This is a genomic window from Christensenellaceae bacterium 44-20 (assembly GCA_041223705.1).
GTDB lineage: Bacteria > Bacillota > Clostridia > Christensenellales > Christensenellaceae > QANA01.
In genome coordinates this window covers 24,753-39,797 of the sequence record JBCLQU010000002.1, presented here as the reverse complement: position 1 = coordinate 39,797, position 15,045 = coordinate 24,753, and the positions used below count along the sequence as shown (strand labels likewise).

General features: G+C 57.1%; 14 protein-coding genes and 1 tRNA gene. 9 read left to right on the top strand and 6 right to left on the bottom strand.

Annotated elements, in window-relative coordinates:
* Positions 1-86: 86 nt before the first annotated feature.
* Both AALG83_07110 and AALG83_07105 read left to right on the top strand, forming a co-directional pair.
* Positions 87-737: a flavin reductase gene (locus tag AALG83_07110; GenBank protein MEY8382926.1), complete on the top strand. Its 651-nt coding sequence runs from the start codon at positions 87-89 to the stop codon at positions 735-737.
* Between the two features lie 204 nt (positions 738-941).
* Positions 942-1,033: transfer RNA gene (locus tag AALG83_07105), tRNA-Ser, on the top strand.
* A gap of 567 nt (positions 1,034-1,600) precedes the next feature.
* Here the strand turns inward: AALG83_07105 and AALG83_07100 are convergent.
* Positions 1,601-2,500, bottom strand: coding sequence for a zinc ribbon domain-containing protein (locus AALG83_07100; protein ID MEY8382925.1), 900 nt, complete (start codon positions 2,498-2,500; stop codon positions 1,601-1,603).
* Positions 2,501-2,836: 336 nt separating this feature from the next.
* Here AALG83_07100 and AALG83_07095 point away from each other — a divergent pair, with 336 nt between their 5' ends.
* Positions 2,837-3,940, top strand: coding sequence for an aldo/keto reductase (locus tag AALG83_07095; protein MEY8382924.1), 1,104 nt, complete (start codon positions 2,837-2,839; stop codon positions 3,938-3,940).
* Positions 3,941-4,027: 87 nt separating this feature from the next.
* Positions 4,028-4,531: a ferritin family protein gene (locus AALG83_07090; protein ID MEY8382923.1), complete on the top strand. Its 504-nt coding sequence runs from the start codon at positions 4,028-4,030 to the stop codon at positions 4,529-4,531.
* Between the two features lie 136 nt (positions 4,532-4,667).
* Here the strand turns inward: AALG83_07090 and AALG83_07085 are convergent, their stop codons facing one another.
* The gene (locus AALG83_07085; GenBank protein ID MEY8382922.1) at positions 4,668-6,182 is read right to left on the bottom strand and encodes a DUF3794 domain-containing protein; all 1,515 of its coding nucleotides are present in this window, start codon (positions 6,180-6,182) and stop codon (positions 4,668-4,670) included.
* A 148-nt stretch (positions 6,183-6,330) separates the two neighbouring features.
* Between AALG83_07085 and AALG83_07080 the strand changes: the two genes are divergently transcribed.
* The 3 genes from AALG83_07080 to AALG83_07070 are packed head-to-tail and all read left to right on the top strand — an operon-like array spanning position 6,331 to position 9,415.
* Positions 6,331-7,278, top strand: coding sequence for an ABC transporter ATP-binding protein (locus AALG83_07080; GenBank protein ID MEY8382921.1), 948 nt, complete (start codon positions 6,331-6,333; stop codon positions 7,276-7,278).
* Entirely contained in the window at positions 7,275-7,988 is a 714-nt protein-coding gene (locus AALG83_07075; protein ID MEY8382920.1) for a hypothetical protein, read from the top strand. The genes AALG83_07080 and AALG83_07075 overlap by 4 nt, the downstream gene beginning before the upstream one ends.
* Entirely contained in the window at positions 7,985-9,415 is a 1,431-nt protein-coding gene (locus tag AALG83_07070; GenBank protein ID MEY8382919.1) for a Gldg family protein, read from the top strand. The genes AALG83_07075 and AALG83_07070 overlap by 4 nt, the downstream gene beginning before the upstream one ends.
* A 34-nt stretch (positions 9,416-9,449) precedes the next feature.
* Here AALG83_07070 and AALG83_07065 read toward each other — a convergent pair whose 3' ends face one another.
* Positions 9,450-9,641, bottom strand: coding sequence for a hypothetical protein (locus tag AALG83_07065; GenBank protein MEY8382918.1), 192 nt, complete (start codon positions 9,639-9,641; stop codon positions 9,450-9,452).
* Between the two features lie 149 nt (positions 9,642-9,790).
* On the opposite strand from AALG83_07065, the gene spo0A reads away from it, so the two are divergent.
* A complete protein-coding gene (gene spo0A, locus AALG83_07060; GenBank protein MEY8382917.1) occupies positions 9,791-10,555 on the top strand; it encodes a sporulation transcription factor Spo0A in 765 nt (254 codons plus the stop codon).
* A 125-nt stretch (positions 10,556-10,680) separates the two neighbouring features.
* Here the strand turns inward: spo0A and AALG83_07055 are convergent, their stop codons facing one another.
* Positions 10,681-10,902, bottom strand: a complete 222-nt coding sequence (locus tag AALG83_07055) for a hypothetical protein (GenBank protein MEY8382916.1) — start codon at positions 10,900-10,902, stop codon at positions 10,681-10,683.
* A 1-nt stretch (position 10,903) separates the two neighbouring features.
* Between AALG83_07055 and AALG83_07050 the strand changes: the two genes are divergently transcribed.
* The gene (locus AALG83_07050; GenBank protein MEY8382915.1) at positions 10,904-11,140 is read left to right on the top strand and encodes a Veg family protein; all 237 of its coding nucleotides are present in this window, start codon (positions 10,904-10,906) and stop codon (positions 11,138-11,140) included.
* Here AALG83_07050 and AALG83_07045 read toward each other — a convergent pair.
* Together AALG83_07045 and glmS are read right to left on the bottom strand one after the other, a co-directional pair.
* The gene (locus AALG83_07045; GenBank protein ID MEY8382914.1) at positions 11,121-13,085 is read right to left on the bottom strand and encodes a hypothetical protein; all 1,965 of its coding nucleotides are present in this window, start codon (positions 13,083-13,085) and stop codon (positions 11,121-11,123) included. The two genes, AALG83_07050 and AALG83_07045, sit on opposite strands and share 20 nt — an antisense overlap.
* A 132-nt stretch (positions 13,086-13,217) precedes the next feature.
* Positions 13,218-15,044: a glutamine--fructose-6-phosphate transaminase (isomerizing) gene (glmS, locus tag AALG83_07040; protein ID MEY8382913.1), complete on the bottom strand. Its 1,827-nt coding sequence runs from the start codon at positions 15,042-15,044 to the stop codon at positions 13,218-13,220.
* Between the last annotated feature and the right edge of the window lies 1 nt (position 15,045).

Sequence of the window (15,045 nt, the reverse complement as noted above, 5' to 3'; positions counted from 1 at the left end):
TTTTTATAGAAATTCACTCATATTTGCGCCGGGTTATGGTAAGATAGAGAAGATAGAAGCAATTCGCTTATTTTGGGAGGGAGAAAATGGATCCGAGAATTTTATGGAAACTTTCCTACGGCGTTTATGCCGTCTGCGGGCAAAAGGACGGCGTAAAATTCGGCTGCATCGCCAACAGCGCCATGCAGGTTACGGCAGAGCCCGCCAGCATTGCCGTCAGCATCAACCACGACAACTTTACGCACGGCTGCCTGGCGGCGACCGGCCGGTTTGCCCTCTGCATTCTGCCCGAATCCTATCCCCCGCTGGCCATCGGCAAGCTGGGCTTTTACAGCGGCCGGGACACAGACAAATTTGCCGGGCTGGAATATGAGACGGCGGATGGCCTGCCCGTTTTAAAGGGCGCCTGCGGATATCTCATCTGCCAGGTGCGCCAGACGCTGGACGCGGGCACGCACACCATCTTTTTGGCAGATGTCGTGGATGGCGCCCTGCAGTCGGATGCCCCGCCCATGACGTATGCATATTATCACGATGTCATCAAGGGCAAGAGCCCCAAAAACGCGCCCACCTACCGCGGCCAGGAGCAAAAAAAGCCCCAGGAAAAGAAGAGCGGCTACCGGTGCAGCGTCTGCGGATATGTGTATGAGGGCGAAACCGCGTTTGAGGATCTCCCGGAGGACTACGTCTGCCCCATCTGCAAAGTTCCCAAGAGCAAGTTCGAGAAAATATCCTAGCAGGTTTTCACGCAAAAGGACCGAGGCATTCTACGCTTTCGGCCTTTTTGCGCCGTGCTGGGCGGCGGCTCCTGCTCTGCGCGCATTCTTTGCGCAATTATGGGAAGAATTGTGTTGACATGGGCAGGGGAAATCCTTATAATATGGAAGTAATGACTTTTGTTTGCAAAAATGCTCCCTTTCCTGCATTTGAGCAAACATGCTGGAGAAGTATCGAAGTGGTCATAACGAGCACGACTGGAAATCGTGTTGCCGTGATGAGCGGCACGCGGGTTCGAATCCCGCCTTCTCCGCCAAAAAGAAAAGTGCCATGCAGTGCATGGTGCTTTTTTCTTTTTATGGGATATCCACCGCGGATTCGAACGGGCAGCTTCGCGCCGCCTGTGGCGGATCAAGCGAGGCTGCCCCGGCGTGATAGGCGGCTTTGCCGCCGGAGCGAATCCCGCCTTCTCCGCCACGTCGCGATGGACTTCGCGATCATAATCCCGTTCGGATAAACCGGACGGGATTTTTAATCGCCCCGTCATCGCTCCTCACTCCGCAAAAAAGCTCGGCTGCGCTCCCGCGCAAAAAACATTCGCTCGTCCCTCGCTCGGTTTTTTTGCTCTACGCTTGCCTACCACTTTTTTGCGGTTGCGTGCCTTATAGCGCAGTTGAAAGATAAAAATAGTTCATTTTTAGCAAACCGATCCAAAAAGAAAAGCGCCATGCAGTGCATGGTGCTTTTTATTTTTAGCAGAGCGAAGTTCGATTCACCCCTGATAAAAAATATTCGCTCATCCACTGCTTTGGCAGCGCCTTGTTTTTATTATGGCGGCTTTTTGTTGCAGATATGCCGTAATTTGCGAACGAAGCACACTTTCTTATCTTACGGGAGAAATTGAGACAGTATAGTAGTCTCCTAGCTTGCTATATTGAAATAATAAATTTTCTGTTCGGTAGCTATCAGAAAGCAGCAATCCCAAAGCGATTTCCCCATACTGCGTTTCCACAGAAGCGTCTATTATCTCGGCCAGTTCTGTTCCATATAAATATGCAATTGCAAGATCATCGGAAATTGCAGAAACGACGATCACCTCAGATTTTTCATTCTCTTTAAAGCTAAAGATTGCCGCCTTCTGTACCTCGTCAGCCGTGCACACAACTCCATAGCCCATTACACCCTCTTCTATCTCCTGCTTCACATCCGGAAAATATGTAGCTGGCAAATTTTCCTTGCAATATTCCATGAACTGCTCTTTTGTAAAAGTGAAATGCCCATCTTCAATCATCTCAGATGCAACCGTAAATTGCAGCGGGCTTTCTACCGTCAATTGAGTGCTTAAGCCCTGATATGCAATATTTACGGTTACGCTCTTCCCTCTGGCCAAGGCCTTCGGCTCTTCGATCGTCCATTCCTCTAGCTGCTTTTCATCCCCATTGTCATATTTGCCTATTACCATAATGCCGACATTGTTGTTATCCAGCATGACGCCATGCGCGGTATCGCCGCCATAGGACGCGCTAATCGATTCCAGCTTTGGCCGCATAAGAATTACAGCGCCTGCCACTATGCAGATTAGTACAGCACTCACAGCAGCTATGATGGAAATAAGCCGCTTTTTCTTTTTCGGATCAGGCTTTTCCTCTGATACTGCTTCATCCCCAGGTTTTTCCGAATTTGCCGCCTCTTCATCTAAGCCCGGCATTTCGCTGCCGCAATTACTGCAAAACTTTACCTCCTGGGAAACCTCGTCTCCACAATTTGGGCACCTCTTTGCCATCTTTCTCCTCCTCTTAATTTTTCTACACAAATCATAGCAGAAATCAAAATTTCCGCAGCCAGCCTTTTTACATCTTTATATCTGTGCGATATTATTTTATCTTATTTCGATAATTTATTCAACTATATTGCACTGTAAATTCAGTCAGAGCTCTATCCGCTCCAAATAAGCGCCGTAAAGGGCTAGAAACGGTATTTTTCTTATCGTATTGCCGGAAAAGAAGAAGCCTCCTGCCTAACGGGCAGGCTGGTCAACCCGATTGGCAGGATATATAATAAAAGTTAATAAACGGAGAAGGACAGCAAGATAGCCGCCTCCCATAGAAAGGAAAATAAGATGAACAAACTTGGTTTTGGCTTTCTGCGCCTGCCCAAGGCGGATGCGCAAAACGAGCAGGCGCTGGATTGGCCGCTTCTTTTTGAGATGGTGGATACCTTCCTCGCCCGGGGCGGCACGTATTTCGACACTGCCTATACCTACCTGGACGGCGCCAGCGAGGCGGCCCTGCGCAGGGCGGTTGTGGAGCGGTATCCGAGAGAAGCCTTTCAAATTGCCGATAAACTGCCCTCCTGGCATGTCAAAACGCCGGAGGACTGCCAGAAATATTTTGATGAGCAGTGCGCCCGGTGCGGCGTGGATTGGTTCGACGTCTACCTGCTGCACTGGCTGAATGCCGAGAATTACGCCATCGCGCAAAAACACGATGAATTCGCCTTTTTGCGGCAACTCAAAGCCCAGGGCAAAGCGCGCAAAATCGGCTTTTCCTACCACGGCGGCGCCGCCCTGCTGGAGGAGATTTTGGCGGCGCACCCGGAAACTGAGATTGTCCAGCTGCAAATCAACTATCTGGATTGGGAAAACCCGGCCATGGAGGCGCGCAAATGCTATGAAGCCGCGGCGCGGCAGGGCAAGGAGGTCGTGGTGATGGAGCCGGTCAAAGGCGGGACGCTGGCCAGCCTGCCCGGGGAGGCGGAGGCGCTCCTGAAGGCGCACGCCCCGGACGCCAGCTGCGCCTCCTGGGCTCTGCGCTTCGCCCAGATGCCGGAGCGGGTCAGCATCGTTTTAAGCGGCATGAACACCATGGAGCAGATGCTGGATAACCTGGCAGATTTTTCCCCGCTTACGCCGCAGGAATACGCGGTTTTGGAGCAGGTCTGCCGGATTCTCAATCAAAGCATCACCATCCCCTGCACGGCCTGCCGCTACTGCACGGCGCACTGCCCCAAAAACATTGCCATTCCGGATTATTTTGGCATCTATAACGAATACAGCCGCCGCCCGGATGAGGGATGGAAAATGACCCCGGTCTATGCCTCCCTTGCCGCCTCTCACGGCAAAGCCTCGGACTGCATCGGCTGCCGCGTCTGTGAGCGAAACTGCCCGCAGAAAATCAAAATTGCCGACTGGCTGGCCAAAACCGCGCAGGCGCTGGAGCGCTAGGCATCCGATCGGCCATACGCCGGGCGTATTTTTGCCTTTTCTTCTTCATATGGATAAATAACAAGCTATGAAGGAGGACACTCTTTTTTGGATCAGATTCTATGTCAATCCCCGCTCCCCTATCCGCCCGTCGCGGCGCAAATCAAAAGCCCTGCCTATGCCCAGGCCATGCTGAGCAATATGAGCGGCTCTGTTTCCGAGATGTGCGCGGTCAGCCTCTATTTCTATAACCGCCTGCTTTCGCACGAACAGCAGAAGATCGCCGATATTTTTTCCAAAATGGCCGTCGTCGAGATGCACCATCTGGAAATTTTCGGGACGCTCGCCCGCCAGATGGGCGCGGATCCCCGGCTTTGGCAGCGCCGCGCCGGGCGGATGCTCTACTGGTCGCCCGGGTATAACGACTATCCCCAGGAGCTGCTACCCATGCTTCAAAACTCTCTGAAATGCGAACAGCTGACCATTCAGAAATATCAGGACCAGGCAGAGGAGATCGCGGATGAGAACGTCGTGGAAAACCTCATGCGCATCATCCTGGATGAGCAGGTGCATGCGTCCATTTTGAAGGAACTCATCGAACAGCACAGCTGAAAAAAGACTCGCTCAAAAGCGAGTCTTTTTGATTTGGCGGATATCCGCATAGGCAGAGTTTCTCCAAAAGCCTATAGGGTATCATGGGAAAATGCCTTCGCGGCATAAAAAAAGCGGCGCTTTCGCGCCGCTTTTTCTATTTGCGGATGAAGATGAGCCGCTGGCCTTTGGGGATTGCCGCATCCGGCTCGCCGCTGCCCAGCATATCGCTGCTGACCTTGAAGCGCTTGGCGATATCCCAAAGCGTCTCGCCGCCGTCTGCATAATAGACGACTGCGCCGCTCCGGCAAGGCTGCTCCAGCGGCTGGCTGGATACCTCGCAAACCGCGCGCATCCGCTCGCTTTGCATCTGCCAGATGCAGAGATCCAGGCAGCATTTGAGGCTGAGCTCCCGGCCGGAGCCCTCCGCCGTGGCGTATTCCACATTGGCATAGACCTGAAGCTCGCAGTCCGGCGTTACGCCGGGCAGGGAGATCTCGGTCTCAAAGGGGAGCACAAGCGCCGCGCTCTTGATGCCGGCATCCGCCGTGGTATAGCAGATGTTGACGGCCAGCTTGCCGTCGATGGACGCACGATCCCGCTGGGGATGGATGCAGACCGTCTTGGGCACCGCCGCCGTAAACAGCACCCGGGAGACTTCGGGCGCGTTTTCGGGAATCTGCGCCTCCAGCCGCACGATTTTCTTCTGGCCTTCCCGCATGGCGGCCTTGCAGGCGCCAATCTCGCAGGACTGCGCATCCATCTCACTCTTCTCGTCGTAGAGATCCGCGATATAGGAGAGCTGGCGCATGCCCCGGCTCATGACGCACAGATTGACCACGGCAGAGATCTCCAGCAGATCGGGATTCTCCGGCGCGGTATCTATGGCCAGGCGCTCCAGGGATGCGTGCACGGTTACCGAGCTGTCTGCGCCGATGTTTTCGTGGTTGACGATCTCCCCAAAGGGGATGGTTTCCTGGAAATACTGAAGCGGCGCGTTCTTATCCGTGCTCTCGTAGACCACGAACACCCGAAGCTCGCCCTCGATGATGGCCTTGCCCGGCTCGGTTACCACGCCCCGCACCGCCGCATAGCCCCGCTCGGCCAGCACCTTGCGCACCTCCGGCATACTCTGGGGGACGCGCAGCTCGCTTTTGACATAGCTCTTGATCATCTTGACGCACTCGACAAAAGAAGCCTCCCCCTGGCCGCATTTGAGATGGATATTGCCGTCGGCCAGTTCGGGATCCAGGATCTCGAAATTCTGGTTGCACAGGGCGAAGGCATCGATGCAGATATCCGCCCGGACGGAGACCGAGCTGCCATCCAGCACGCTGAAGGAGATTTCCCCCAGCTTCGCCCCCGCCGCCACCTTCATATCCGGCCGGACGCCGCCGCACTCTATGGTGTGGTTGAAGCGGCAAGTCGCGTTAAAGCTCTCGAACTCGCCTTTTTTATTCAGATACAGCACGCAGAAGACCGCGTTGCCCTCGATAAAAATGCTGTTTTCCCCGGCCGAGGCATCCGTAACCTCGCCCACGCCTGCGATATCCAGCACTCCCGAAATCTCCTCCATGGAGTCGGGAAGCTTGAGCACGCCCTCCACCATCGCCTGTGAGGCGCAGATCCACCTGCTGTTTTCAGCCATAATTTCCCGTTTGGAAATGCTCATTTGATTACCTCCGTTCCCTTTCGCTAGCTGCTACCCTATCTATATTTCAAAAGCCCCGGGAAAATTACACCTTTGTTCATAAATTATTAACACCGCAGGATCGGGGCTTTTGCTATAATTTAGATACGAAGAAAAGGAGGGAGCGTTTTTGCTGACAGTATCCAACCTAAGCAAGCGTTATGGAAACGTTTTGGCACTGCAAAACGTTTCTTTCCATATTCAAGAGAAGGAGAGCGCAGGCATTTTTTCCGCGGCCGGCCCTGCGGGCCCTGCGCTCTGCGGCCTGCTCTCGGGGCTTTATGAATGCCGCCCCGGGCAGATCTGCATCGGCGGGCTGGATATGGGCAAATCCGCCGAAAAGGCGCGCGCTCTGGTGGGCTATCTGCCCCGGGGCAACCCGCTCTATGGGGATATGAGCGTCTTTGAATATCTGGAATTCATCTGCTCACTGTATAAAATTCCGGGCAAAAGCCGCCGCGCGCGCATAGAGCAGGCCATGGAGCTCTGCGGCCTGGCCAGCCGGAGGGATGCGCTCATCCGGGATCTCTCGGCGCTGGATGCCAGGCGGGCGGGCATTGCCGGGGCCATCGTCTTTGGCCCCTCGCTGCTGCTGCTCAGCCAGCCGACGTTCGCCCTGCGCACGGAGGATGCCGAGCAAGTCCGCGCCCTGCTGGCAAAACTGCGGGGCAGCTATACCCTGCTTTTGCTGACGGATTCGATTACCGAGATCACAGAGCTTTGCCGGCATATCATCATTTTGAACAAGGGCAGAGTCGTCTCGGACAGCTCGCTCTCGGATCTGGCCGCGACGACGGGCGGCAACAACCGCCTCAAGCTGCGCATGGCCGGCTCGCCTGCGGATTTGCAGGCGCTCTTTGGCCTGCTCCCGGGCATCTTGGACGTGAATTTTCAGCGGACGTTCGAGCCGGGGACGGTGGATATTCTGCTGGAAGTGCGCCGGGGGACGGACCTGCGCCGGGATATCTGGGCGCTTGCCGCCAAGGCGCAGCTGCCCATTTTGGAAATGCGCCCCATCAGCGTCTCTTTAGAGGATGTTTTCCTTCAGCTGACGGGCAGCGGAGGAGGGAGCCTATGATCGCCATCTTCAAAAAGGACTTCCGCTCCTATTTCCGCAGTATGCAGACCTTCGTCTACCTGGCGCTCTTTTCGCTTTTCTGCGGCTACTATGCCTGCCGGCAGTTTTTCCTGGCCGGGGCAGACGGCAGCGCGGCCAGCACGCTCTTAAGCGGCATGTGCGCCGCGGCGGCCCTGCTTTTGCCGCTCATCACCATGCGCAGTTTTGCCGGCGAGCGCATTTTGCATACCGACCACCTGGTGCTCACGGCGCCCATTGGCCCGCTCAGCCTGGCGTTCGGCAAATTTCTGGCCTGCGCGGCATTTTTCGCCCTTTCGCTGGTTCCTGCCGCGATCCTGCCGTTTATCATCGCCTGCATGGGCTATCTCTCCTTTGGCGAGCTGTTTCTGGTTCTGCTGGGCTGCCTGCTCTTTGGGCTGGCGGTGGCGGCGCTGGGCATCTTCGTCTCCTCCATGAGCGGCGGGCCCATCGGGGCCTATTTCGGGACGCTGGGCATCCTCATCGTCTTTTGGATGGCGGGAAACATCCTGCCCAACCTGGGCAGTTCTGCCCTTAGGGCGCTGCTCTCGGCCATCGCGCTCTTCGATGCCCCGGAAATTTTCTCCTACGGCATTTTGCGCTATTCCACAGCGCTCTACCTGCTCTCCTTTGCGGCAGTCTGCATTCTGCTCTGCGCCAAATCCCTGGATTTGGAAAGGAGGGCCAGATGAACGAAGCGCGCAATTCCCTTCGCCGGCTGTTTGGCCGCCGCCTGCGCCCCATTTCCAGCATCGTGCTGCTGGCGGTTTTCGTGCTGATTCTGCTGCTCAACCTGGGGCTGCCCATGCTGGAAGACCAGCTCGCCTTCAGCGCGGATCTCAGCGCCGGCAAGATTTACACGCTCTCGGAGGACAGCCTGGGCGTGCTGGCAGAGCTGGAGCATGAGATCTATCTCTACCCCGTCTATTCCCCGGGCAATGGCGATGTGATTTTGTTGCAGCTGCTCAGAAAGTATGCCGCCAAATCCTCCAAAGTGCACCTGCGGGAGCTATCGGCAGATGCCGTAGCCCGGGAGTTCTCCCTCAGCCGGGATGCCGCCGGGGTTGTGGTGGCCTCGGAGGACGGCTCTATGTTCCGCTTCATTCGGGACGACGAGCTCTACCGCACGGATGCCAACCTGAACCCCGTCGCCCTCAAGGCGGAGGCCAAGATCACATCCGCCATCCTGAGCATCGACCGCGGGGCGTTTTTGCAGATCTGCGCGCTTACCGGGCACAACGAGGCCAAGATCGCAGATCTCTCCAGCTTTTCCGCTCTGCTGGAGGCCAGGAATTTCGGCGTGCTCACCTGCGATCTCTCCAGCTACACGCCCAACCCTCTGACGGATATTCTGCTCATCGCCGCCCCCAAGACGGATCTCACCGAAAGCGAATACATCGCCCTGCGGGAGTTCCTTTCTCTGGGCGGGCGCATGCTCTTTTTGATGGAAAACGCCTCCTTCAACCCGGATCAGGGCGTCATGCAGATCTATATCGACCCTCTGCCGCGGTTTGAAAGCCTGCTGGCGCAGTATGGGATGCTGGTGAACAAGACGCTGGTTGTGGGCGCAGACCCTGCCAAGATCAACCTGCGGGCGACTTCCATGTCTGTGCAGGCGCTACCCCACGCGCTGACAAGCCAGCTGGAGGCCGGGCGGCAATCCGTGGTGCTAAGCGAGATGTCCTCTATCGAGCTGCTCCCGGATGCCGGAAATGCCCAGGTTTCAGAGCTTTTGCGCACGGATGCCTCCTGCTATGAGAAGAAGCTGGCCTCCGGGCTGAGCAATCTGCGCCGCTCCGAGCAGGATCGCGCGGGCAGCTTCCTGGTGGGGGCAGTCTCCGAGAGCGGGCAGTCCCGGGTGGTCCTGCTCACGGGCACTTCGCTGGTCAGCAACCGCGGCCTGGCCGTTTCGGGCAACCGCATCCTTCTGGGGCGCATCCTGGAATATTTGAGCCCCATGGAAAACGATCTGAGCATCCCCGTCAAGTCCCTTTCCGGCGCTTTGCCGGCGCCTTCCTCGTTTTTGCGCAGTCTGCTCGTGCTGCTGGCGCTGGCGGCCATTCCCGCGCTGCTGCTCTATGCGGGCGTTCAAATCTGCTATAAAAAGAAACATTCCTGAAAAATTCGCCGGAAGCCGCAAAGGCTTCCGCTTTTTATTGCCCTGATTTTCTCTTCTCCGCATGGCTTCGCCCTATGGCGCACAAACCGCGCGCGGCTTTTTTGTTTTTTTGCCGCTCTCCGAAAAATTTCGCCTCATTTGTCAGAATAGTACAGCTTTTTACAAATTCTCCCCATTCAAACGCCTTGTGTTCGCCTGCCGCTATGATATAATAAGGATAAGCCATTTATTTACAGATTAGTCAATAAATGGTGTGTTCCGAGGGTGCCGCAGGCACGATATCTGGTATGAGCGGCAAAAAGCAGGAAGCCGGGCGCAGGAAAGTTTTGAGCACATCAGTTTGTATAAATTCAAAAGAAAGAGGAAAAAAGAAAGATGGCGGAAAAAATCAGGTTGCTTATTGTCGAGGACAGCAAATCGCTGGCGGAGAGCCTGCGAACGTTTATGAGCGCGCAGCCGGAAATCGAGGTGGTAGGCGTCGCGGAGAATGCAGAAGTTGCGCTGCAGCTGCTGCAGGAGGAGCAGCCTTCGGCGCTGATTACAGACCTCGTCATGCCCGAGGCAGACGGTTTCCTGCTGTTAGAAAAGCTGGCCAGCGGGCAATACGGCAAAATGCCTGAAACCATTGTGCTCTCTTCGCTGGGGACGGAGGAAGTCATCTCCCGGGCGCTGGAGCTGGGCGCGAAGTATTATATGGTCAAGCCCTTCAACATGGACCTCGTCTATAAGCGCCTGCTGGATTTGTTCCACATGCGGGAAGTGCGGGGCAGCAAGAAGGTCGTCCAGAGCAAATCCCTGGATGAGAAGATCACCAGCATTTTCCTGACCATCGGCATTCCTGCGCATATCAAGGGCTATCAGTTCCTGCGCGAGGCCATCAAAATCGTCATCCGCACGCCCGAGATGATCAACAGCATCACCAAGGAGCTCTACCCCGCCATCGCCGCGCATTTTGAGACGACGCCCAGCAAAGTCGAGCGGGCGATCCGCCATTCCATCGAAGTTGCATGGTCCAGAGGGAAAATCGAGAATCTGAACACGATTTTCGGCTACAACATCTACGGCAAGAACGACAAGCCCACCAACGGCGAGTTCATTGCCCTGATCGCAGACCGGTTGATGCTGGAGCAGATTGCCTGACTTTCATTTCTGCCTCCCTGCCGGCGCTGCCTTGGAGCGCGGCGCGGCTGTTTGTGTCAAAATTATGAATAAAAATGGGCTTTGTGGATAACCTGCCAAAAATATCAACAAAAAAATCCCCAGTTTTATGCTTTTTTGTGCATATGTTGTTGATAATGTTGATAACTTTTATGCATAAACGCAAAATTGGCGCATAAATGCAGCGGCGCACCGCATGGCCCGGATATGAATTTAGCGAAAAAAGCTTCCTGCAAATTGCCGTTTTGGGCAATGCCGGAAGCTTTTTTTGATGCCTGAAATATTTTTCCTCTTTTTGGGAAAACTATAGAAAAACCAAAGGGAGGCATTATGAACCATCAATTACAGGCCATTCGCCATAAGCTTCTGCCCTGCCAGGGGCAGACAGTGCGGCTGCATGTGCGCGCAGAGCGCAACCGGATTTTGGATACGCACGGCGTGCTGGAAGGGCTATACGGCGAGGTATTTACCGTATATGTGCAGTCTGAGGACTACGCCCGCCGCTACTGCTATTCCTACCACGATATTTTGACCAGGCACGTCAGCGTCATCCCTGTGAACCTTTAAACACCTGGGAGATGGGGATGGCCTTGCCCTGCATATCGCAAAAGAGCAGCCAATAGCCCTGGGCGCTGGCGTCTTCCAGATACGTCTCGAAGCCCTTGAGCCAGGCCGGCGGATTCAGGGCATACCGCCCGGGCACGGCCAGCGCCTTGGCCGCGCATTTCTCCCCCTGGAAAATCTCCCCCGAGAGATAGTAGCCTCTCCCCGGGAAGGAGGGATATTCCACCTTCACCCATTTGGAAGTGGGGAAAATTTTGGGAAAAGGCTGGACGCTCTTTTCACTTCTCTGGATGCACGCATACTCCGGGGCGCTTTTTGCGCCCTGTTTTTTTTGCTGCCCAGACTGCGGGCCATTGCTCTGGCCTTCTGCCTTCTGCGCAGGCAAGGGCGCAGACGCAGTTTTAGGCGCGGCCTGCTCTGGCTGCCTCTGCATCTTTTGCCCCGGCGCATTTCCGGCGCTGGGCGCGGCGGCTGTTCTCTGCCCTTGGTTTGGCTGCCCATCCTGGGGGGCGCGCTCCCGCTGCCCGGCCGTCGTTTGCCGCGCAGTGGAGCCGCCTTGCCGGAGTTCCTGCGCCTGCCCTGCTTTGGGGTACTGGCGCGGCTCCGGCATCCCGGCCTGCCCTCCTCTGCGCATGGAGGACTGGGGCTGGGCGGCGCGCATGAGCTCCTCCAGCGCCGGCGTCGAGACGTATTCCGGCAGGTTTTCCCACTGCCCCCTCTGTTGGCTCATCGCCCCTCTTGCCGGCGCACCGGGAGCCTGGCTCTGCCCGCGCCCAAAAGCGCGGCTGTCCCGGCCGCCCCTATATGCAGAGGAGTGGGAATTTCCCGGCCCCGCGCCCCCTTCCTGCCCGGAAAATGCCTGCCTGGGCTGGGCTGGAGCGCCCTCCTGCCGACGCGTTCCCGGCGCTTCGGGCATGGACTCGGGCTGGCTATCCCGCGAAAATGCCGCAGTTGGCTGTTTCTGCCGCGAACTAGGGGCGCTTTCCTGCTCCTGCACGCTCTGCCGCATCCGGGGCATCGGCTCTGGGGCAGTTTGAGGCTCCCCCTGCTTCAAGTGCCGCCTCTGCTCAAGTGCCGACTGCGCCTGTGATTGCGGTTCCGAATTGGCAGGCGTCTTCTGCGGCGCCAATTCCCAGGCAGTTCGTGCCTCGTCCTGCCCAGACTGCCGCCTTTGCTCGGATGCCGGCTCTGTCTGCGCAGTCTGTGCGTGCCCAAGCGGCTCTGGGGCGGCAGACTGCTTCTCCTGACTGCTCATTGCCTGCGTCTTTTCCTGGCTGGCCAGCCCGGAGGCGGGCTCTCTCTCCCGGCCGCGCTGTGGTTCCTGTGCCCATTGCGCTTGGCTGGCCTGCGGGCGCCCCTGCCCGCCCTGCCGCGTCTCCCAAGAGCCTTGCTTCTTTTGGCGCGTCTCCGGGGCCGGCTGTGCTTGGGCGGCCCGGGCGGTTTCCTGCCCTTTTCCCCCCGCAGTTTCCTGCTGCGCCGCAGACGCCTGAGCCGGGCGCTCATTCTCTGCCCTTCGCTCCTGCCTGGCAGAGGGCGTTTCTGCGCCTCTGCGCTGTGTTTCCTGAAATATCTGCCCTTCCGGCTGGCCGGATAGAATCTCGCTGGGCTTTGGCCTTTGCCGCGCCGAGACTTCCAGCTCCTTCAGGCGCTTTTTCTCCTGGCGCGTGAAGCAGGCCGATCGGGCCGCAGAGAAATCTGCCTTGCCTCCGGCCATGAGAAACTGGCCGCCCCGGGCCGCGGCCGCCGCCTGCACTCTGCGCGGAGGCAGCGGGCAGCTTCCCTTGCACCGATCCAAAATCATCCAGTCCCTATCTGAAAACAGCAGCCAAAGCTCTGCATCCCGCAAATAGGCCGGCGATTCCAGCGAGAAGGCCAGCTCCTCCCCATATTCCAGCCGCAGTACACCCCGGGATTTTCCCGAAAGCGCCAAAACCTGTTTTTCCGCCATGTTTGCACCTCCATCTTCCCGCTTCATTTTATGCCCGGCCGGGCGCAAACATGCCGGGGGAGTGGGCTTCCCCCTTTTTCCGCGCATTTTAAACCCCCTGACATCGTATCAGGGGGTACTATTTTTCCCGGCTTATTCCACCGTTACAGATTTGGCCAGGTTTCTGGGCTTATCGACATCGCAGCCCTTGAACACCGCAGTGTAGTAGCCATAGAGCTGATAGAGCAGCACGGCCAGCAGCGGCGCGAAGGTATCCCCGGCGTCTGGAATGGTCAGCACCAGATCCACCTCCTGCTCCAAAAGCGGCTTATGGTGCTCCTGCACCACCGCGACGACATACGCGCCCCGGGCCTTGACTTCCTTGAAGTTGGAGAGAGATTTTTCCATCAGGGCTTCCTGCGTCGCCAGCGCCATGACGAGCGTCCCCTCCTCGATGAGGGCGATGGGGCCATGCTTGAGCTCGCCCGAAGCATAGGCCTCGGAATGGATATACGAGAGCTCCTTGAGCTTGAGCGAGCCTTCCAGCATGAGCGCATAGTCCATGCCTCTGCCGATGAAGAACTCGTGTTCATCCATATAGCGCTTGGAGGCCAGATGCTGGATGGCGGTCTCATCCTTCAAAATCTCCGCCGCCAGCTCGGGCAGGGCTTTCAGCTCGCCCAGCAGCGCAGCATATTTTTGCGGCGAAAGCGTGCCCTTGATGCGGCCCAGCTCCAGCGCCATCATATAAAGGCACATGACCTGCGTGCTGTAGCCCTTGGAAGTCGCCACGGCGATCTCCATGCCGGCCTGGGTATACATGGTGGCATCCGCCTCTCGGGAGATGCTGCTGCCCTTGACGTTGGTGATCGCCACGACCTTCTGCCCATGGCGCTTGGCTTCCCGCAGGGCCGCGATGGTATCCGCCGTCTCGCCGGACTGGCTGATGACGACGACCAGCTGATTTTGATGCAGAATCGGGCTGCGGTAGCGGAACTCGGAAGCCATATCCACAGACACCGGCACCCGCGCCAGCTTCTCGATGACGTATTTGCCCAAAATTCCGGCGTGATAGGCGCTGCCGCAGGCCACGATGAGAATCTCGTCGATATCCTGCATGAAGTCGTCTGTGATGTGGATTTCCGAAAGATCCAGCCGTTCATCCCGCAGGCGCGTCATGAGCGTATCGTAGAGCGCCTTGGGCTGCTCGTGGATCTCCTTCATCATGAAATGCTCGTAGCCGCCTTTTTCGGCCTGGGAGACATCCCAATCCACCACAAAAGGCGCTTTCTCCACCTTGTTGCCGTATTCATCGAACACCTCCACGCGGTTTTTCTCGATGACGGCAACTTCCTTATCCTCCAGCAGATAGACATTTCTGGTGTATTCCAGCAGGGCGGGGAAATCCGAGGCGATGAAGTTTTCCCCCTCTCCCAGACCCACCACCAGCGGGCTGTCTTTTCTGGCCGCGACGATTCTGCCCGGCTCCTTTGCGCTGACGACGCCCAGGGCATACGAGCCCTCCAGCATCTTGATGGCCCGCATGACCGCGCTTTTCAGATCGCCCTCGTAGTAGTAGTTGACCAGATGCGCCACGACCTCGGTATCCGTATCCGAGACGAAGGAAATGCCCTTGCCCGAGAGCCAGCTTTTGAGCTTGGCGAAGTTTTCGATGATGCCGTTATGCACCACCGCGAGGTCTCCCGCCGTATTGGTATGCGGATGCGAGTTGACATCCGACGGCTCGCCGTGGGTCGCCCAGCGGGTGTGCCCGATGCCCAGCGTCCCCTCGGCCTGCGCGCCGCCCAGCTTTTCCTCCAGCTTTGCCAGCCGCCCCTTTGCCTTGACGACCTTCATGCGCCCATCCTGAATAAAGGCGACGCCGGCGCTGTCGTAGCCGCGGTATTCCAGTTTCCCAAGCCCTTTCAGCAAAACCGAAAGAGCGTCTCTATCGCCGATATAGCCGACAATTCCGCACATA